Raw genomic sequence first — 19620 nt, forward strand, 5'->3', positions numbered from 1 at the left:
CTCCTGATACCGAGCACGCCCTGGAAACACAACTGGCTCCCACACCTGCCAAAAGTCCCTACCGCCGAAGACCATAAATTCGCATGCAGATAATACTACCCTGAACACCCAATTCAACCTGAGCATGCTTCGACACTCAGCAAACGCTCCCGGCTCGAGAAGGCGAGTCTGATCAGATTGCATCAGCTCATCAAAACGCCGCAGACGGATGGCCCTCTGAAATCCCCTTGCAAAAAAGCAGTGAAAAGACTTTCCGAGGTTACCCACGACCTTCACTTGCACCCCAGACACCTCGGAAAGTACAGCTATTGGTCCCCCACCGAAACCAAGCCCGCTGCTCCGTCCGCGATCTGAGACATTTAAATCACATTTGGTTCCCCGGGATCGCTCGACGGTATAAAAGCTCATCTGACACGGCTTGCCTGATGAGCAACATTGATATCAATACGGCATCACCACGAAGATCTGTTCTGTATAAAGTGTTTCAACCAGCCCCTCGACACCGTCACCCGAAGAAAAACGCAGGCCCTCAATAACCTGTCGACTAGCGCTTTGCGTCCAGAAGCGCACGCTCGGTATTATCGTGGTCCAGAGTGCCTTCCACGACGGGAAAGCTGAACGCAACTGCTCGCTCATCCTGAGAACTTCTCAACTGTAAAAAATGGCGGAATGCGGCAATAACGATACCCAAAAACACTCCGAGGAAAGCCCCCAGGACTAAAATCAGAAGTTTATTGGGCTTAATGGGACTCACGGGTTCTACTGCCTGCTTATCGATAGCAACCAGCTGTAAGTTGCTCATGTCCATATTCAAACTGCGCAACCGAGCGATCTCTGCGCGCATAGACTCTACGCCCTTAAGAAACAGATCCTCGTTCTTCCTCTGATTCAGAACTTCGACCTGCCTATTCGACTGGAGCAATTGAAGCTCCTTGGCGATCTGCGCAATACGCTGCTCTGTAAAATCATCCGACTTGCGCTGCGATAACGCCGCTCTCTCGGCCTCCAACGCTTCAACCCCCATGAAATACAAAGGGACTTGCTGATTATTGATCTCAGTGCGCATCATGCTGACCGCGCCACCCCGCTCACCCTCTCCCAGCGATGACGGGGTAGAAGGTTTTCTGATGCCCAAAGTCTTCGCAATTCCAATTGCCTCGCTGAGCTGCGCCATGCGATCCGCACGCTGCGTTTTCAACTGCATCCTCAGAGCCTTAAGCTCGTCTTGTAGCTGAGCACGCCTCAGCGAATCAGCCTCTGTCAAAAGGGCGATCTTTGCTTCTTTATCAGTACTGTAACCTGAGCGAGCTGCGTCCAACTTGCCTTTAATCTCTTCCAGTCGGTTTCTTACAATTACATCAAGGTCTGCGGCAATCTGATTCCGCTCCCTGATGATGGCGTAATCTACAAGGCCGTTGAGGATGGCAACGCCATCAACCCCTTTCGGGTAGTCCATCTCAAGCTGAATATAAGCGTTCAACGAGTCCGCTTTTTTGGCATCGCTCGATACAAGCTTGATTGAATTACGATTGAACGCTTCAAAAGACTGCTCCAGCGAGCGTCCCGGCTGTACAAATGACTTAAATAGCTTCTGGTTTTCGCGAAAAAAACCAAGACGGGTTTCATACGATTCCAGAGAAGCCCCCACCTTCGTCAGAGCCTCGTCTGGCGGAAGCCGGTAAATCTCCGAGCGATTCAGAGCGTCGAGTTCATTGATTGCGGAAGGACGCAAAACACTTGTCACCCGGTACTCAGGCGTGGCCATAAACGCGTATGCGGCAGCCAACAAGCTTGCGAATATAGCAACAGATAAGATCAGTTTTCTCTCTTTCCAAATCGCTTGGGAAAGTTCGACAACATCAAATTCCCTCGAGGGGGGAACGGGCGGGACGCGGAAACTACTACTCACAACAAAAACCTGCCTTCAAAGAGAAACTGCGGGCTCGTTATGCAGACAATTTTATGTATTTTTTATTTTAGTTATATAGCCGCCAAAACCCGGCGTCTCTGCCAAATTTTGAGCGCACAAAATGTCCGTTATCGAGAACAGATTCCATTTTGCCATCTCCCTGACATATTACAAGTCTTGACAGGACTGTAGGATGATTCCTGATAAGAGAGAGATACAGCTCGTAAGCGTGTAGGAAGACTACACAGAGAGCGAAAAAAAGTACCAAATAAGAGACGAGCCCCAATCTCGGGGCCTGGCCAGGAACCTGCCATCGCCGCCAAATCATGAAATCCCGCGACAATTGAAATACATAAAGAAAATTTCTGACAGACGGCCTCTATACCGAACATGCAAAACACGCCAAAAGCAAAAGAATGCCCTTAGCCCCGCCCAACAGGTGCCGTTTTACGTCGACGACCACCGCCAACCAAAACGCCCAATAGCGGCCCTATCAGCATCCCAACAATCAAGGCTATTACGACAAACACCGCGACCGGCATCTGCATAGTTGCCCAGCCCAAAAATGAAAGCGAAACACCCTGCTGGTTTTCCAGTACAAAACCCAAGACAGCCAAGACTGCAATCAACACTGCCAGTACCAGCAAAACGCGCTTAACCCCACGCATAACTTTCTCCTGCCCCAAAAAAACTCAGACGCCTTCTTCCTCTTCTTCGTTCACCCGATCGCGCAATTCCTTGCCCGGCTTGAAATGGGGAACAAACTTGCCATCGAGGCTGACGGACTGACCCGTCTTTGGGTTGCGGCCTACGCGCGGTGCGCGATAGTGCAATGAGAAACTGCCAAAGCCTCGGATCTCGATACGATCCCCGGTAGCCAGGCACTGGGACATTTGCTCAAGCATGGTCTTGATGGCCAACTCCACATCCTTGGATGAGAGCAGCCCTTGATGGGTGACAATACGTTCGATCAACTCCGACTTCGTCATATTTTTCCCTTCTTTTTCAAGCAGCTAGGAAAAGCGCTTCGAAGGTTTTAGCATGACTTGATGAATTTGAACAGCCCAAGTGGCGACTTATCTACAGGATCGATCGACACCTGCAAACTCACCTCAGGACCTCAATTGCAGATCACCAACATAGTGCGCGTTACGGCGCCAGCGGGGTTCCATCCAAACAAGTAGTCGCCCTCCTCATCCTCGGCATCGCTGGACCGACTGATCACCTTATAGCCTTGCGCCTTACACTCGCGCGCAGCGCGCTTCTCGCACTTGTCCCAGCCTGAGCCAAGCCCGGAGCAGTCAATCTCTATGCCACTCACGCCACGTCTGGCGTGGGTCTTGGCACTCGTGGCAGCACATCCCACGAGCATTACGACTGCAAACACCACGATCAGCCTCTTCATTTAGATCCTTATTGAAACAACACCAGGAAAATCGCTTTCCTGAAAACTATAGCCAGTTCCTACCCTGAGCTGTAGACCTCACCTCTCGGCTGTTGATTCAACGAATTTCAGGCACAAAAAAGGGCGACCGAAGTCGCCCTTTTTCTATCGCTTTACAGAACTTAGTTCTGCTTAGCCATTGCTTCGCGCAGCAGGGAGGCCATAGTGGTCTCGCCTGGTGCAGCAGCGTCCGGAGCAGTTTTCAGGCTCTGGATTGCTTCTTTCTCTTCAGCATCGTCTTTCGACTTGATGGAGAGCTGGATCACGCGGCTCTTGCGGTCAACGCTGATGATCTTGGCTTCTACTTCCTGGCCTTCTTTCAGAACGTTGCGCGCATCTTCAACGCGGTCACGGCTGATTTCGGAGGCTTTCAGAGTTGCTTCGATATCGTCGGCCAGAACGATGATGGCGCCTTTAGCGTCAACTTCTTTCACAGTGCCTTTAACGATGGCGCCTTTGTCGTTGTCCTGAACGTATTCGGAGAACGGATCGCTTTCCAGTTGCTTGATACCCAGGGAGATGCGCTCGCGCTCTGGATCAACCGACAGGATAACGGTGTCCAGCTCGTCGCCCTTCTTGAAACGACGAACAGCTTCTTCGCCAACTTCGTTCCAGGAGATGTCGGACAGGTGAACCAGGCCGTCGATGCCGCCGTCCAGACCAATGAAGATACCGAAATCGGTGATCGACTTGATGGTGCCGGAGATTTTATCGCCCTTGTTGAACTGGCCAGAGAAATCTTCCCATGGGTTAGATTTGCACTGCTTGATGCCCAGGGAGATACGACGACGCTCTTCGTCGATGTCCAGAACCATGACTTCCACTTCGTCGCCGACTTGTACGACTTTCGAAGGGTGGATGTTCTTGTTGGTCCAGTCCATTTCGGAAACGTGTACCAGGCCTTCAACGCCTTCTTCCAGCTCAGCGAAGCAGCCGTAGTCGGTCAGGTTGGTTACACGCGCGGTTACGCGAGTGCTTTCTGGGTAACGGGCTTTGATAGCGACCCATGGATCTTCACCCAGTTGCTTCAGGCCCAGGGAAACACGGTTGCGCTCGCGATCGTATTTCAGAACCTTGACATCGATCTCGTCGCCAACGTTGACGATTTCGGAAGGATGCTTGATACGCTTCCAAGCCATGTCGGTAATGTGCAGCAGGCCATCCACGCCACCCAGGTCGACGAATGCGCCGTAGTCGGTGAGGTTTTTGACGATACCTTTGACTTGTTGGCCTTCCTGCAGGGATTCCAGCAGAGCTTCACGCTCGGCGGAGTTCTCTGCTTCCAGGACGCTGCGACGGGAAACGACAACGTTGTTGCGCTTCTGGTCGAGCTTGATGACCTTGAATTCGAGCTCTTTGCCTTCCAGGTGCGTGGTGTCGCGCACTGGACGAACGTCGACCAAAGAACCTGGCAGGAACGCACGGATGCCGTTAACGTCGACAGTGAAGCCGCCTTTAACCTTACCGTTGATAACGCCCTTGACCACTTCTTCAGCTGCGAAGGCTGCTTCGAGAACAATCCAGCATTCAGCGCGCTTGGCTTTTTCACGGGACAGCTTGGTTTCACCGAAACCGTCTTCAACCGAGTCCAGAGCAACGTGAACTTCGTCACCGACCTTGATAGTCAGGTCACCAGCATCGTTGTAGAACTGTTCCAGCGGGATCAGAGCTTCAGACTTCAGACCAGCGTGAACGGTTACCCAGCGAGCTTGGTAATCGATATCAACGATAACACCGGTGATGATGGAGCCTGCCTGAAGGTTCAGGGTTTTTAGGCTTTCTTCAAAGAGTTCCGCAAAGCTTTCGCTCATTTTAATTCCTGTTGATAAGGGCGAAGAATACGCCCATCTCCACACCCCAGACGGTGTGGGTCAGTTTCAATTAAAAGAAGCACCACAGGACTATGACTGGTCCCCTGCGGCCTTCTTGGTCACCCGGCGATGTCGCGAATGGCGATCTCGCTCAAGATGCGTTCCAGCACCTGCTCGATGGACAACTCCGTGGAATCCAGCTGTATGGCATCAGCCGCCGGCTTGAGCGGGGCTACTGCGCGCTGGGTATCACGCTCATCGCGTGCACGGATCTCATCTAGCAGACTCGACAGACTAACACCATCGACTTTTCCCTTCAACTGCAAGTAGCGGCGGCGAGCCCGCTCCTCAGCGCTGGCGGTCAGGAAAATCTTTAATGGCGCCTCGGGAAACACCACGGTCCCCATGTCACGGCCGTCGGCCACCAGGCCCGGCGGCTCCTGGAAAGCCCGCTGACGCTGCAGCAGCGCATCACGCACGGCCGGCAGCGCGGCAACCTGGGAAGCCCAGGAGCCTACCTGTTCATTACGCAGGTCATCCGTTACATCATCCCCTTCCAGAATGATGCGTTGGGGATGACCTTCCGTCGCGCCCACGAACTGCACATCAAGGTGCGCCGCCAGCAGCTTCAGGGATTCTTCGTTGGTCAGGTCGACGCCATGGTTGCGTGCAGCAAACGCCAGCAAGCGGTACAACGCGCCGGAGTCCAGCAGGCACCAGCCCAGCCGCTTGGCCAGGATGCCAGCGATCGTGCCTTTGCCCGAGCCACTTGGCCCGTCGATGGTAATCACCGGTGCTTTGATATTCACAATTGAGCCTCTTGGGCAACACGAATGCCGACTTGGGCACACAATGTAAGAAAATTCGGAAAAGATGTCGCAACGTTGGCGCAATCACGGATACGAATCGGCGCCGCCGCCCTCAGGGAAGCCACGCTGAACGCCATGGCAACCCGGTGATCGCCATGCGCATGCACGTCACCACCGCCCATCGGACCACCGTCAATGATAATCCCATCGGGGGTCGGTTCACACTTCACCCCAAGTGCAAGCAGACCATCGGCCATGACCTGGATACGGTCAGACTCCTTCACACGCAACTCTGCAGCCCCACGCAACACGGTTCGCCCTTCGGCACAGGCCGCCGCGACAAACAGCACCGGAAACTCGTCGATTGCCAACGGCACCAGCGCTTCGGGAATCTCGATGCCCTTCAACGCAGCCGCGCGCACACGCAGGTCCGCTACCGGCTCACCGCCGACTTCACGCTGGTTTTCCAGAGTGATATCCGCCCCCATCAGCCGCAGGATATCGATGACCCCGGTGCGCGTCGGATTGATGCCGACATGCTCCAGCAACAGCTCGGAGCCTTCGGCAATCGAAGCAGCCACCAGGAAGAACGCCGAAGAGGAAATATCCCCTGGCACTTCTATATGAGTAGCGGTCAATGCATGGCCCGACTCCAGCGAAGCAGTCGCCCCTTCCACCGCCACCGGGTAACCGAAGCCGCGCAACATCCGCTCGGTATGGTCACGGGTTGGTGCAGGCTCCACCACCGCGGTTGTACCCTCGGCGTACAACCCTGCCAGCAACAAACAGGATTTGACCTGGGCACTGGCCATCGGCATGGCGTAACTCAGGCCTTTCAGCGACTGGCCACCCCGAATGGTCAGCGGCGAGCGCCCTTCCGGTCCGGTTTCGATCACCGCCCCCATTTCCCTCAGCGGCTTGACCACGCGATTCATCGGTCGCTTGGACAGGGATACGTCGCCAGTCAGTACGCTGTCAAAACGTTGCGCAGCGAGTAAACCGGCGAGCAGGCGCATGGAGGTGCCAGAGTTACCGAGATAAATCGGCCCGGGCGCCGGCTTCAAGCCATGCAACCCCACGCCATGGATGGTCACGCGCCCATGGTGCGGGCCTTCGATCACTACTCCCATGTCGCGAAACGCCTGCAAGGTAGCCAGGGCATCTTCACCTTCAAGGAAACCTTCGACCTCAGTCACGCCCTCGGCCAATGAACCGAGCATGATCGAGCGATGAGAGATCGACTTGTCACCCGGCACCCGGATGCTTCCGCTCAAGCGGCCACCTGGGTTGGCGAGGAAGGTCAGGTCATCGGCGTTCACAGCGGTTTCCATGTAGGCCCGGCGCGCCAGGATCTTGCTGAAATGCTCACGTGCTACCCGCGCACGGGTGAACACGCCCAATAATTGATGACCATCCCCGGCATCAACCGCGTCGCGCAAGGCATCGAGGTCACTGCGAAAGGTGTCCAGGGTGCGCAACACCGCTTCGCGATTGGCGAGGAAGATGTCGTGCCACATCACCGGGTCACTGCCGGCAATCCGCGTGAAGTCGCGGAAACCACCCGCGGCGTAGCGAAAAATATCCAGGTTTTCGTTGCGCTTGGCCAAGGAATCCACCAGGCCAAATGCCAGCAAATGCGGCAGATGACTGGTCGCGGCCAGCACTTCATCGTGGCGCTCGACCTGCATATGCTCGACATCCGCGCCCAACTCACGCCACAAACGATCCACCACCGCCAACGCAGCCGGGTCGGTTTGCTCCAGCGGCGTCAAGATGACCTTATGGCGGCGAAACAGCTGCGCATTGGATGCCTCTACCCCACTCTGCTCGGAACCGGCAATCGGATGGCCCGGCACGAAGCGCGCCGGCATACCACCAAACGCCTGTTGCGCCGCACGCACCACATTCCCCTTGGCACTGCCGACGTCCGTCAGGATCGCCTGGTCAAGGTCCATGCCGGCCAATACAGCCAGCAATTTCTCCATGGCCAGGATCGGCACGGCGAGCTGAATCACGTCAGCGCCGCGGCACGCGAGCGCCAGGTCCGCCTCACAACGATCCACCACCCCCAGCTCAACCGCCAGCTTGCGCGATTGCGGGTCCAGGTCCACACCGACCACTTCGCCGCACAGCCCGCTTTCACGCAGGCCCTTGGCAAAGGAGCCACCGATCAATCCCAGGCCGACCACCACCAGGCGGCCGATCATAGGCACAGCAGGTTGCAATGCGGTGACATCAACCACGGGCCAGAACCTTGGCCAACGCCTCCAGGAAGCGGCTGTTTTCCGCCGGCAAACCGATTGTGATACGCAGATGGTTCGGCATGCCGTAGTTGGCCACCGGGCGCACGATCACGCCTTCGCGCAGCAAGCCCTGGAATACCGGCGCAGCCACCTGAGCGAGATCGACGCAAATGAAATTGCCCTTGGATGGAATCCAGCCCAGGCCCAGCTCACGCAAACCGTTCTGCAATTGCAGCATGCCGCTTTCGTTGATACGTCGCCCCTCTTCCAGGTACTCGGCATCCTTCAACGCTGCACAGGCCGCCGACAGGGCGAGACTATTGACGTTGAACGGCTGACGCACACGGTTCAGCACATCCGCCACTACGGCCGTCGAGAGCGCATAGCCAACCCGCAGCGATGCCAGGCCATACGCCTTGGAGAACGTGCGCGAGACCAGCAGGTTCGGATAGGCCGCCAGGAAATCCAGACCGTCCGGCAGGTCGCCGCCCTCGGCGTACTCGATATAGGCCTCGTCCAGCACCACCAGCACATGCTCAGGCACATCTTGCAGGAAGTCGTCCAACGCCTGAGCATCGAACCAGGTACCGGTCGGGTTGTTCGGGTTGGCGATAAACACCACGCGGGTTTGCGCGTCTATTGCCGCCAGCATGGCCGGCAGATCATGCCCCCAGTCTTTGGCCGGAATCACTTTCGCATCAGCGCCCACTGCCTGGGTCACGATCGGATAGACCGCAAACGCGTGCTCACTGAACACCGCATTCAGGCCCGGCGCCAGGTAAGCACGGCCGACCAGCTCAAGAATATCGTTGGAGCCGTTGCCCAGGGTCACCTGGTTCAGCTCAACACCGCACTTTTGCGCCAGCAGGGACTTGAGGGCAAAACCGTTGCCGTCGGGATAACGCGTCAGCTCAACCAGCTCTTCACGAATCGCCGCCAGCACTTTAGGGCTTGGGCCCAGCGGGTTCTCGTTGCTCGCCAGCTTGACGATATTGGCAGGATCCAGATTCAACTCACGCGCCAGCTCGTCCACAGGCTTGCCCGGAACGTAAGGCGACAGTTGTTGCACGCCCGGCTGTGCCAGGGCGAGAAAGTTGCCACTCATGTTAAAGCCTCACAAAACCGCTTTCGGGTAAGAGCCCAGCACCTTGAGTGCCACGGCTTCCTGACTGATTTTCTCCAGCACACCTTTGACCAGCGGGTCGCGATGGTGGCCGACGAAGTCGATAAAGAACACATAAGTCCATTTACCGCTGCGCGAAGGACGAGTCTCGATGCGCGTCAGGTCAATCCCGTTATCGTGGAACGGCACCAGCAACTCATGCAGCGCGCCGGGTTTGTTGCTCATAGAGACGATGATCGAAGTCTTGTCGTCGCCGGTCGGCGGCACTTCCTGGTTACCGATCATGAGGAAGCGCGTGGCGTTGTCCGGGCGGTCCTCAATCTTCTCGGCCAGACGCGTCAGGCCATACAGGCCAGCCGCCATATCACCGGCGATGGCCGCCGAGTTCCACTCGCCCTTGACCCGCTTGGCCGCTTCGGCGTTGCTCGATACCGCCACGCGCTCGACATTCGGGTAATGGGCGTCCAGCCACTTGCGGCACTGAGCCAGGGACTGGGCATGGGAGTAGATACGACTGATGCTGTCAGTCTTGGTATTCTCGCCCACCAGCAGGTGGTGATGGATGCGCAGCTCGACTTCGCCGCAGATCACCATGTCATGCTCAAGGAAGCTGTCCAGCGTGTGATTGACGGCGCCTTCGGTGGAGTTTTCCACCGGCACCACACCAAAGTTCACCGCACCGGCTGCCACTTCACGGAACACTTCATCGATGGCCGCCATTGGCTTGCTGATTACCGCGTGGCCGAAGTGCTTCATGGCCGCGGCCTGGGTAAAGGTGCCTTCAGGGCCGAGGTATGCCACCTTCAGCGGCTGCTCCAGGGCCAGGCACGAAGACATGATTTCGCGGAACAACCGCGCCATTTCTTCGTTGCCCAGCGGGCCTTTGTTGCGCTCCATCACGCGCTTGAGCACCTGGGCTTCACGCTCGGGACGGTAGAACACCGGCACTTCGCCTTCCGCCAGGGACGCCATCTTCACCCGCGCCACTTCCTGGGCGCACCGCGCACGCTCACTGATCAGTTCCAGGACTTTCTCGTCCAGGCTATCAATACGTACGCGCAGTGCCTTCAGCTCTTGCTCAGACATTAGCCGTGTTCCTTTTCGAACTCTGCCATGTAGGCAACCAGCGCGTTGATCGCATGGATGTCGACGGCGTTATAGATGGAAGCACGCATGCCACCCACCGAACGGTGCCCCTTGAGGTTCAACAGGCCGCGTTCGTCGGCACCGGCCAGGAACGGCTTGTCCAGACGGTCGTCAGCCAGGCGGAAGGGCACGTTCATCCAGGAGCGGTCAGACAGATTGATCGGGTTGCTGTACAGGCCGCTGGCATCGATGAAGTCGTACAGGACGCGCTTCTTCTCTTCGTTCAGCTTGCCCATGGCAGCTACGCCGCCCTGCTCCTTGAGCCACTCGAATACCAGGCCCGACAAGTACCAGGCAAAGGCCGGCGGGGTGTTGTACATCGAGCCGTTATCCGCTGCGACCTTGTAGTTGAGCATGGTCGGGCACAGCGAACGGGCGCGACCCAGCAGGTCTTCACGGACGATGTTGACCAGAATGCCGCTCGGGCCAATGTTCTTCTGCGCACCGGCGTAGATCATGCCGTATCTGGACACATCGATCGGGCGCGAAAGGATGTCCGAGGACATGTCGCACACCAGCGGGACATCGCCCACTTCAGGCACCCAGTCGAACTCCAGGCCACCAATGGTTTCGTTCGCTACGTAGTGCACGTAGGCGGCGTCCTTCGACAGCTTCCACTCGTTCTGACCCGGAATAGCGAAATAGTCGTAAGGCTTGGCGGTGCCCGCCACATTGACGTGACCGTAACGGGAGGCCTCTTCAATAGCCTTCTGCCCCCAGATACCGGTGTCGATATAGTCGGCAGTGCCGCTTTCAGGTAACAGGTTCAGCGGGATCTGAGCGAACTGCTGGCTCGCACCACCCTGCAGGAACAGCACCTTGTAGTTGGATGGGATGTCCAGCAAGTCGCGCAGATCCTGCTCGGCCTTGGTGGCGATGGACACAAACTCATCGCTGCGATGGCTCATTTCCATCACGGAGAGGCCTTTTCCATGCCAGTCGAGGAGTTCACCCTGCGCGCGCTGCAGGACTGCTTCAGGAAGCGCCGCGGGACCGGCACAGAAGTTATAGGCTCTCTTGCTCACATCCAATCTCACTCTAGATCTGGTGGGGTGGTGCAATAAACACGTATTTCAAGACTTTCAGAAGGGACAAACAACAAGGGGGCGAATCTTCATCCGCCCCCTGTGTGTCCGCTTATTCCTGCGGTTCTTCTTCGTCTGCGGCAGCGTCGAGTGTCGGCTCGTCGACGTTGTCATCGCCTGCCGCGATCACCTCGCCATCAAACTCTTCAGCTTCAAGTTCCTCGCCTTCAACTTCCGAAGGCTCCTGAACACGCTCCAGGCCGACCAGCTTCTCGTCCTTGATCAGCTTGATCAAGGTCACGCCCTGGGTGTTACGGCCCAGGCTCGAGACTTCAGCCACGCGGGTACGCACCAGGGTGCCTTGGTCGGAAATCAACATGATCTCCTCACCGTCGAGCACCTGGACCGCACCGACCAGACGGCCGTTACGGTCGTTGCTGACCATCGCGATCACGCCCTGGCCGCCACGCTTGTATTCCGGGAACTCGCTGATGGCAGTGCGCTTGCCATAACCGCGCTCGGAAGCCGTGAGAATCTGACTGCCTTCTTCCGGGATCAGCATCGAAATCAGCTTCTGCCCTTCCGGCAGGCGCATGCCGCGTACACCGCGGGCGGTACGGCCCATGGCACGAACGTCGGATTCCTTGAAGCGCGTCACCTTGCCGCCGTCGGAGAACAGCATGACTTCACGCTCGCCATCGGTGATGGCGGCGGAGATCAGCACGTCGCCTTCATCCAACTCCAGGGCGATCAGGCCCACGCTGCGCTGACGGCTGAAGGATTCCAGCGGAGTCTTCTTCACGGTGCCTTTGGCGGTGGCCATGAAGATGAAGTGACCTTCGGTGTATTCCTCGACCGGCAGCATGGTAGTGATGTACTCATCACTGTCCAGCGGCAGCAGGTTGACCAGTGGGCGACCACGGGCGGCACGGGAAGCTTCCGGGATTTCGTAGGTTTTCAGCCAGTACACCTTGCCCTTGCTGGAGAACAGCAGCAGCGTGGTGTGGCTGTTGGCGACCAGCAGGTGAGCAATGTAGTCCTCATCCTTCACGCCGGTCGCCGATTTACCTTTACCGCCACGACGCTGGGCCTGGTACGCAGCCAGAGGCTGGGTCTTGGCATAGCCGCCGTGGGAGATGGTCACCACGCGCTCTTCTTCCGGGATCATGTCCCCCAGGGTCAGGTCGAGGCGTGCATCGAGGATTTCCGTACGGCGCACGTCGCCGTATTCGGCACGGATCACTTCCAGCTCTTCGCGGATCACTTCCATCAGGCGCACGGCGCTGCTGAGGATACGGATCAACTCGCCGATCTGGTTGAGGATCTCCTGGTACTCGGCCAGCAGCTTTTCGTGCTCCAGGCCGGTCAGGCGGTGCAGGCGCAACTCCAGGATGGCCTGGGCCTGTTCCGGCGACAGGAAGTACTTGCCATCACGCATGCCATATTGCGGATCGAGGTTCTCCGGACGGCACGAATCGGCACCGGCGCGCTCGACCATGGTCATCACCGCGCTGGATTCCCAAGGCGTGCTGATCAGCGCTTCCTTGGCTTCCGACGGCGTTGGCGAGGCCTTGATCAGTGCGATAACCGGGTCGATGTTCGACAGCGCAACCGCCTGGCCTTCCAGGATATGGCCGCGCTCACGGGCCTTGCGCAACTCGAATACGGTACGACGAGTCACCACTTCGCGGCGGTGACGGACGAAGGCTTCGAGCAGTTCCTTGAGATTCAGGATGCGCGGGCGGCCATCGATCAGGGCCACGACGTTGATACCAAACACGCTCTGCAGCTGGGTCTGGGCGTAAAGGTTGTTGAGGATCACCTCAGGCACTTCGCCACGACGCAGCTCGATCACCACGCGCATACCATCCTTGTCGGACTCGTCGCGCAGTTCGGTGATGCCTTCGAGCTTCTTCTCCTTGACCAGCTCGGCGATCTTCTCGATCAGACGCGCCTTGTTCAACTGGTAAGGGAGTTCGGTGATGACGATCTGCTGGCGGCCACCGACCTTGTCGATGTCTTCGATGATCGAGCGGGCACGCATGTAAATGCGACCGCGACCGGTGCGGTAGGCTTCGATGATACCGGCGCGACCGTTGATGATCGCGGCGGTCGGGAAGTCCGGACCGGGGATATATTGCATCAGCTCATCGACGGTCAGCTCGGGGTTGTCGATGAGGGCCAGGCAACCGTCGATGACTTCACCGAGGTTGTGCGGCGGGATGTTGGTCGCCATGCCCACGGCGATACCGCTGGAACCGTTGACCAGCAGGTTGGGGATCCTGGTCGGCATGACGGCCGGGATCATTTCGGTGCCGTCGTAGTTCGGCACCCAGTCCACGGTTTCTTTATGCAGGTCGGCCAGCAGCTCGTGCGCCAGCTTGGTCATGCGCACTTCGGTGTAACGCATGGCCGCGGCGTTGTCGCCGTCGACGGAACCGAAGTTGCCCTGGCCGTCTACCAGCAGGTAGCGCAGGGAAAACGGCTGGGCCATCCGAACGATGGTGTCGTACACCGCAGTGTCGCCGTGAGGGTGATACTTACCGATCACGTCACCGACAACACGGGCAGATTTCTTGTACGGCTTGTTCCAGTCGTTACCCAGCTCGCTCATCGCGAACAGCACACGCCGGTGCACGGGCTTCAAGCCATCGCGCGCATCAGGCAGTGCCCGACCGACAATTACGCTCATCGCGTAGTCGAGGTAGGACTGTTTCAGCTCGTCTTCGATATTGACCGGGAGGATTTCTTTGGCCAGTTCGCCCATGAGAAGCCTGATTCCTTTTTCGGGTGAAACCTCGTCACATCCATATGGGACGAACGAAGCTCGCCGCTGCCGGCAGGTGCCTGGCAACGACTTACGACAAATCAACGAGTTATGACACGGATCTGCGCGTTATAGGCAACCCCTCGGGGCGGCCCTGGAAACCGCCGGATGTTATCACAATCGCCGCCACGCACCTATCCCCCTGATGCGCATGGAGCATAGTAAGTTGACGGATGACAGGCTTGAGGGCGACGAGAGGGGCTCAGAGAAGCGTCGGCACTGTTTTTTGAGGGCAGATCCCAGTGTTTTATTGACATCGAGGGCCAATCGGGGGCAAGCGCCCCTCCCAGATTTGAATGTGCGCACAGTTCAACAATGAAAGGGCGTTTGCCCCGAGCGCTAGCTGACAGCCGACAACGCTGTTAATGCAGCCGCTTACGGCACATCAACTTGGCCAGCTTGGCCGTGTCGGGCCGCTCGACGATACCTTTTTCAGTCACGATCACATCAATCAGATCTGCCGGGGTCACATCAAACACCGGATTAACAGCACTCATGTCCAACCGTTGGCCGTCAACGTCCAACAGCTCGCGCGTGTCACGCTCTTCGAGGGTGACATCATCCCCCGTGGCCATCATCAGATCGAGCGTGGAACTCGGCGCCACTACCATAAAGCGCACACCGTGGTGCATGGCGCACACCGCCAACTGGTACGTGCCGATCTTGCCGACAACATCGCCATTGGCGGCAATGCAGTCGGCACCGACGATCACCCAGGTCACGCCCTTGGTCTTGAGAATATGGGCGCCGGCAGAGTCGGCGTTTACCGTGACCGGAACGCCCTCGCCCGCCAGTTCCCAGGCAGTCAGCCGCGACCCTTGCAGCCAGGGGCGGGTTTCGTTAGCGTAGACCTGTTCGACCAGACCCTCGAGGAAAGCCGCGCGAATAACCCCCAGCGCCGTGCCGACACCGCCTGTCGCCAAAGCGCCTGCATTGCCATGAGTGAGGATTGCCTGGGCGTTGCCTTGATGCCTGCGAATCCGTTCAACCCCCAACTGGGCCATGACAAGGTTGGCTTCCCGGTCGCTTTCATGGATCGCAATGGCTTCGGCCTCCAGCACCGCCAAAGGATCGGCATGCTTCTTGACGCGATCCAGACGGTCACGCATACGCTGCAAGGCCCAGAACAAATTCGCCGCGGTTGGGCGCGAATCGGCTAAAAGTGCGTAGTCCTCTTCCCATGCAGCCTGCCAGTCCCCGCCTTCTGCGAGCCGAGAGCGGGCTGCCAGTACCAGCCCGTAGGCTGCGCTGATGCCGATGGCTGACGCGCCACGTACCACCATCGAGCGAATGGCCTGGGCCACCTCATCCACCGTGGTACAGGCTACCCAGCTTTCCCGGGACGGCAGCGCACGCTGATCGAGCAGGTGCAGCGCGCCATCACGCCAATCGATGGCCTTTACTTTCTCGGCAGCCAACAGTCGGTCGCGCATCCCTTACCCCGCACTCATGAACAAAAGCCGCCGATTATAGCGATCCGCCAGCCAGGACGCTCGGGTATACTTCGCCCTTCTTTTATAGCTGCCTGGGAAGACGCCTGCGATGACCGCCACTGCCGCCCCCCTCGACTTATTGTTACTGCCAACCTGGCTGGTACCCGTCGAACCCGCGGGCGTAGTGCTCAAAGCGCATGGCCTGGGCATTCGCGACGGGCGAATCGCATTTATCGGGCCTCGCGAAACCGCCTTGAAGCTCGCCACCAAAGAGGCGCGTGAACTGCCGGGCATGTTGCTCAGCCCCGGCCTGGTCAACGCCCACGGCCATGCGGCAATGAGCCTGTTTCGCGGCCTGGCCGACGATCTGCCGTTGATGACGTGGCTGGAAAAGCACATCTGGCCCGCCGAGGCCAAATGGGTCGATGAAGCCTTTGTCCGCGACGGCACCGACCTGGCCATTGCCGAGCAGCTCAAGGGTGGCATCACGTGTTTCTCCGACATGTACTTCTTCCCCAAAGTCGCCAGCGACTGCGTACACAACAGCGGCATGCGCGCGCAGATCGCCATTCCGACCCTCGACTTCCCGATTCCCGGCGCCGCCAGCGCCGATGAGGCGATTCGCCAGGGCATCGAGCTGTTCGGCGACCTCAAGCATCATCCGCGCATCAGGATCACCTTCGGCCCCCACGCGCCCTACACCGTGTGCGATGAAAACCTGGAAAAAATCCGGATGATCGCTGAAGAACTGGACGCTTCGATCCATATGCACGTGCACGAAACCGCCTTCGAAGTGCAACAGGCCGTGGAACAAACCGGTGAGCGCCCATTGGCGCGCCTGGGTCGCCTCGGTTTGCTGGGCCCGCGCTTCCAGGCCGTTCATATGACCCAAGTCAGCGAGGATGACCTGGCTTTGCTGGTAGAAAGCAACACCAGCGTCATCCACTGCCCGGAATCGAACCTGAAACTGGCCAGCGGCTTCTGCCCGGTGGAACGCCTGTGGCAAGCGGGTATCAATGTTGCGATCGGCACCGACGGCGCCGCCAGCAATAATGACCTGGACCTGCTGGGTGAAACCCGCACCGCCGCGATGCTGGCCAAGGCGGTAGCCGGATCGGCCACCGCGCTGGATGCCCATCGTGCGCTGCGCATGGCCACCCTGAACGGCGCCCGGGCCATGGGCCTGGAGAGCGAGATTGGTTCGCTGGAGGTCGGCAAGGCCGCCGACATCGTGGCCTTCGATCTGTCCGGCCTGGCGCAACAACCGATCTACGATCCGGTCTCACAACTTATATACGCCACCGGACGCGATTGTGTGAAACACCTTTGGGTCGCCGGCAAGCAGTTGCTCGACGACCGGCGATTGACCCGCATGAACGAGCAGGAACTGGTCGCCTCGGCGATTGAGTGGGGCCGGCGCATCAGCGGGCGAAACGAATAATGTCGGTTTTGGACCAGCGCGTTCAAAGCCTGTAAACCGATTATCAGCTTTAGAGGATTCACCATGAGCAACGTCGACCACGCCGAAATCGCCAAATTCGAAGCCCTGGCTCACCGCTGGTGGGACCGCGAAAGCGAGTTCAAGCCGCTGCACGACATCAACCCGCTGCGGGTCAACTGGATTGACGAACGCGTCAACCTGGCCGGCAAGAAGGTATTGGACGTCGGTTGCGGCGGCGGCATCCTCAGTGAAGCGATGGCCCAGCGCGGTGCCACCGTGATGGGCATCGACATGGGCGAGGCGCCGCTGGCCGTCGCCCAACTGCACCAACTGGAATCCGGCGTAAGCGTGGAATACCGCCAGATCACCGCCGAAGCCCTGGCCGAAGAGATGCCGGAGCAGTTCGACGTGGTGACCTGCCTGGAAATGCTGGAACACGTACCCGACCCCTCTTCAGTAATCCGCGCCTGCTTTCGCATGGTCAAGCCGGGCGGCCAGGTGTTCTTCTCCACCATCAACCGCAACCCCAAGGCTTACCTGTTCGCCATCATCGGCGCCGAATACATCATGAAGCTGCTGCCGCGCGGCACCCATGACTTCAAGAAATTCATCCGCCCGTCCGAACTGGGCGCGTGGAGCCGCCAGGCAGGACTGACCGTCAAGGACATCATCGGCCTGACCTACAACCCGCTGACCAAGCACTACAAGCTGGCCAACGACGTTGACGTCAACTACATGATCCAGACCCTGCGCGAGGAGTAAGCCGGTGAAGTTGCGAGCAGTTCTCTTCGATATGGACGGTACCCTGCTGGACACCGCGCCGGACTTTATCGCCATCTGCCAGGCCATGCGCGCCGACCGTGGCCTGGCGCCGATCAACGATCAGCACATTCGCGATGAAATCTCCGGCGGTGCACGGGCGATGGTCGCAGTGACGTTCTCGATGGACCCCGAATCCCCTGGTTTCGAGGCACTGCGCCTGGAGTTCCTGGAACGCTACCTCAAGGGCTGCGCGATCCACAGCAAGCTTTTCGAGGGCATGGGCGAGCTGCTGGACGACATTGAAAAGTCCAAGCTGATATGGGGCGTGGTGACCAACAAGCCGCTGCGCTTCGCCGAGCCGATCATGCAGCAGTTGGGCCTGGCCGAACGTTCGGCACTGCTGATCTGCCCGGATCACGTGAAGAACAGCAAGCCGGACCCTGAACCACTGATCCTGGCGTGCAAGATGCTCGACCTGGACCCGGCGAGCGTGCTGTTCGTGGGCGATGACCTGCGCGATATCGAGTCCGGCCGCGACGCCGGCACCCGCACCGCAGCGGTCACCTACGGCTATATCCACCCGGACGACAACCCGCGCCATTGGGGCGCGGATGTGGTAGTGGATCACCCGCTGGAACTGCGCAAGGTACTGGATAGCGCTCTCTGCAGTTGCTGAAGCATGGCTGCCCCCTGTAGGAGCGAAGCTTGCTCGCGAAAAACCTGAGAGCATTGCGTTTATCCAGATGCCCCGCGCTATCGTTGACGCTTTTCGCGAGTAAGCTCGCTCCTACAGAAAACATGCGGATTTCCTGTGAATTTTGTCGAGGTTGTTTATGTTTGATTACTCCGCACGCCCAGACCTGCTCAAAGGCCGAATCATCCTGGTGACCGGTGCCGGTCGCGGGATTGGCGCGGCAGCGGCGAAAACCTATGCCGCCCATGGCGCCACGGTGTTGTTGCTGGGCAAGACCGAAGCCAACCTGGCTCAGGTGTATGACGAGATCGAAGCCGCAGGCCAGCCGCAACCGGTGGTGATCCCGTTCAACCTGGAAACCGCCCTGCCCCATCAATACGATGAACTGGCAGCCATGATCGAAAAGGAATTCGGCCACCTCGACGGCCTGCTGCATAACGCTTCGATCATCGGCCCACGCACACCGATCGAACAGTTGTCCGGTGAGAACTTCATGCGTGTGATGCAGGTGAACGTCAACGCAATGTTCATGCTGACCAGCACCCTGCTGCCGCTGCTCAAGCTGTCCAAGGACGCATCGGTGGTGTTCACCTCCAGCAGCGTCGGGCGCAAGGGTCGGGCGTATTGGGGCGCTTATGGCGTGTCGAAATTCGCCACCGAAGGTTTGATGCAAACCCTGGCCGACGAGCTGGAAGACGTGGCGTCGGTACGGTCCAACAGCATCAACCCGGGCGGTACGCGCACCAGCATGCGGGCCCAGGCATACCCAGGGGAAAACCCGATGGAAAGGCCGGCGCCGGAGGAAATCATGCCGGTGTACCTGTACCTGATGGGGCCCGACAGCGCCGGCATCAACGGCCAGGCATTCGACGCGCAATAGGCCAAAAGAAGAGCCAACTGACACAACCAAAACCAAATGGGGGAGCGGGCTTGCCAGCTCCCCCATAGGTATT

Annotated in this window: 16 protein-coding genes; 4 read left to right on the forward strand and 12 right to left on the reverse strand. The window is 58.5% G+C overall.

The features are described 5' to 3' along the window. Positions 1-544: 544 nt before the first annotated feature. From EXW71_RS17350 to mtnA, 12 genes are all read right to left on the reverse strand, one after another. A complete protein-coding gene (locus EXW71_RS17350; protein WP_134659732.1) occupies positions 545-1909 on the reverse strand; it encodes a Wzz/FepE/Etk N-terminal domain-containing protein in 1365 nt (454 codons plus the stop codon). 422 nt (positions 1910-2331) lie between these two features. Beyond that, entirely contained in the window at positions 2332-2577 is a 246-nt protein-coding gene (locus EXW71_RS17355; RefSeq protein WP_134659730.1) for a lipopolysaccharide assembly protein LapA domain-containing protein, read from the reverse strand. Between the two features lie 24 nt (positions 2578-2601). Continuing rightward, complete coding sequence (gene ihfB, locus EXW71_RS17360; protein ID WP_003189779.1) at positions 2602-2898, reverse strand: integration host factor subunit beta; 297 nt, start codon at positions 2896-2898, stop codon at positions 2602-2604. Positions 2899-3029: 131 nt separating this feature from the next. Next, complete coding sequence (locus EXW71_RS29075) at positions 3030-3314, reverse strand: hypothetical protein (RefSeq protein WP_134659728.1); 285 nt, start codon at positions 3312-3314, stop codon at positions 3030-3032. 161 nt (positions 3315-3475) lie between these two features. Next, a complete protein-coding gene (gene rpsA / locus EXW71_RS17370) occupies positions 3476-5164 on the reverse strand; it encodes a 30S ribosomal protein S1 (protein WP_123715163.1) in 1689 nt (562 codons plus the stop codon). A 119-nt stretch (positions 5165-5283) separates the two neighbouring features. Next, positions 5284-5973 carry a (d)CMP kinase gene (gene cmk / locus EXW71_RS17375; protein ID WP_003172653.1) on the reverse strand — a complete coding sequence of 230 codons (690 nt, stop codon included), beginning with the start codon at positions 5971-5973 and terminating at the stop codon, positions 5284-5286. Continuing rightward, positions 5970-8180, reverse strand: coding sequence for a bifunctional prephenate dehydrogenase/3-phosphoshikimate 1-carboxyvinyltransferase (locus EXW71_RS17380; RefSeq protein WP_248730912.1), 2211 nt, complete (start codon positions 8178-8180; stop codon positions 5970-5972). The genes cmk and EXW71_RS17380 overlap by 4 nt, the downstream gene beginning before the upstream one ends. 28 nt (positions 8181-8208) lie before the next feature. Then, complete coding sequence (gene hisC, locus EXW71_RS17385) at positions 8209-9321, reverse strand: histidinol-phosphate transaminase (protein ID WP_134659724.1); 1113 nt, start codon at positions 9319-9321, stop codon at positions 8209-8211. Positions 9322-9330: 9 nt separating this feature from the next. Beyond that, the gene (gene pheA / locus EXW71_RS17390) at positions 9331-10425 is read right to left on the reverse strand and encodes a prephenate dehydratase (RefSeq protein ID WP_123715161.1); all 1095 of its coding nucleotides are present in this window, start codon (positions 10423-10425) and stop codon (positions 9331-9333) included. Beyond that, positions 10425-11510 carry a 3-phosphoserine/phosphohydroxythreonine transaminase gene (gene serC / locus EXW71_RS17395; RefSeq protein ID WP_123715220.1) on the reverse strand — a complete coding sequence of 362 codons (1086 nt, stop codon included), beginning with the start codon at positions 11508-11510 and terminating at the stop codon, positions 10425-10427. The genes pheA and serC overlap by 1 nt, the downstream gene beginning before the upstream one ends. 112 nt (positions 11511-11622) lie before the next feature. Then, positions 11623-14277 carry a DNA gyrase subunit A gene (gyrA, locus tag EXW71_RS17400; RefSeq protein WP_134659722.1) on the reverse strand — a complete coding sequence of 885 codons (2655 nt, stop codon included), beginning with the start codon at positions 14275-14277 and terminating at the stop codon, positions 11623-11625. Positions 14278-14699: 422 nt separating this feature from the next. Further along, complete coding sequence (gene mtnA, locus EXW71_RS17405) at positions 14700-15770, reverse strand: S-methyl-5-thioribose-1-phosphate isomerase (RefSeq protein ID WP_134659720.1); 1071 nt, start codon at positions 15768-15770, stop codon at positions 14700-14702. A 109-nt stretch (positions 15771-15879) separates the two neighbouring features. Here mtnA and EXW71_RS17410 point away from each other — a divergent pair, with 109 nt between their 5' ends. The 4 genes from EXW71_RS17410 to EXW71_RS17425 all read left to right on the forward strand — a co-directional run bounded on the left by EXW71_RS17410 (position 15880) and on the right by EXW71_RS17425 (position 19547). After that, the gene (locus EXW71_RS17410) at positions 15880-17211 is read left to right on the forward strand and encodes a TRZ/ATZ family hydrolase (protein WP_134659718.1); all 1332 of its coding nucleotides are present in this window, start codon (positions 15880-15882) and stop codon (positions 17209-17211) included. 63 nt (positions 17212-17274) lie between these two features. After that, a complete protein-coding gene (ubiG, locus tag EXW71_RS17415) occupies positions 17275-17973 on the forward strand; it encodes a bifunctional 2-polyprenyl-6-hydroxyphenol methylase/3-demethylubiquinol 3-O-methyltransferase UbiG (protein WP_003189760.1) in 699 nt (232 codons plus the stop codon). A gap of 4 nt (positions 17974-17977) precedes the next feature. After that, positions 17978-18649, forward strand: coding sequence for an N-acetylmuramic acid 6-phosphate phosphatase MupP (mupP, locus tag EXW71_RS17420; RefSeq protein WP_123715157.1), 672 nt, complete (start codon positions 17978-17980; stop codon positions 18647-18649). 157 nt (positions 18650-18806) lie between these two features. Then, positions 18807-19547 carry a YciK family oxidoreductase gene (locus tag EXW71_RS17425; protein WP_123715155.1) on the forward strand — a complete coding sequence of 247 codons (741 nt, stop codon included), beginning with the start codon at positions 18807-18809 and terminating at the stop codon, positions 19545-19547. The last annotated feature ends 73 nt before the right edge of the window (positions 19548-19620 follow it).

This window comes from Pseudomonas sp. BCA17, from assembly GCF_004519405.1.
In the GTDB taxonomy this organism is placed as follows: Bacteria; Pseudomonadota; Gammaproteobacteria; order Pseudomonadales; family Pseudomonadaceae; genus Aquipseudomonas.